Origin of the sequence: Pseudomonas sp. SG-MS2, from assembly GCF_009933855.1 — a bacterium.
Taxonomy (GTDB): Bacteria; Pseudomonadota; Gammaproteobacteria; order Pseudomonadales; family Pseudomonadaceae; genus Aquipseudomonas; species Aquipseudomonas putida_E.
The window spans coordinates 1-709 of sequence record NZ_MOMO01000235.1 but is presented as its reverse complement, the minus strand read 5'-3'; the positions used below and the strand labels follow the sequence as shown (position 1 = coordinate 709).

The 709-nt window shown below is 63.0% G+C and carries 3 pseudogenes; 2 read left to right on the top strand and 1 reads right to left on the bottom strand.

The window, feature by feature from the left end:
- A pseudogene (locus BLX42_RS21205) lies at nucleotides 1-99 on the top strand (YciK family oxidoreductase); the annotation flags it as partial.
- Between the two features lie 135 nt (nucleotides 100-234).
- Here the strand turns inward: BLX42_RS21205 and BLX42_RS21200 are convergent.
- Nucleotides 235-625: pseudogene (locus BLX42_RS21200) on the bottom strand (TenA family transcriptional regulator); the annotation flags it as partial.
- On the opposite strand from BLX42_RS21200, the pseudogene BLX42_RS21195 reads away from it, so the two are divergent.
- Nucleotides 618-709: pseudogene (locus BLX42_RS21195) on the top strand (YciK family oxidoreductase); the annotation flags it as partial. The pseudogenes BLX42_RS21200 and BLX42_RS21195 sit on opposite strands and share 8 nt — an antisense overlap.

Genomic DNA, 709 nt, shown 5'->3' with positions numbered 1-709 from the left:
CAGAACAACCCGCTGCCTGAAGAGATCATGCCGGTGTACCTGTACCTGATGGGGCCGGACAGTACCGGGGTGAACGGGCAGGCCTTTAACGCTCAGTAGGGCTTGAAACCGATGGGGCCGCTTTGCGGCCCTTCGCGACACAAGGCCGCTCCTACAGCGGTGCCGTTGAATCCGGCATCAAATCTGTAGGAGCGGCCTTGTGTCGCGAAAGGGCTGCAAAGCAGCCCCAGGCATTCAGCCCGCAGCCAAGGTCGGGCGCAGGCGCCCTTGCTGGCGGCCCTCCAGCTGCATGCACCGCTCCAGGAACAGGTACATGCAGTCATAACTTTTGCAGATCGCCTTGCGCAGCTCATTGCGCAACCCCAGGGTCGGGTTTTCGCCAGCCAGGGTACAGATGATCTCCAACGCCTCCCACGGGTGGGCGTCGTCATACTGCGCATGCATCTTCAACCACTTCATGGCGCGCTTGCGCTGGTCCTCCGGGAAGCCCATGGCGTAGGTGTCTTCAGCACAGACCACCGCCGACCACTCACCCGTCGCCCCTTCAATGGCATTGGTGGAGCTCCACGCGGATATTGCGCATCAGCCAGCGCCGCGCCATGTCTTCGCCCGGGTGGCGGGCCCAGGCCTACCCGAGCGAGAACCCGCAGAACAACCCGCTGCCTGAAGAGATCATGCCGGTGTACCTGTACCTGATGGGGCCGGACAG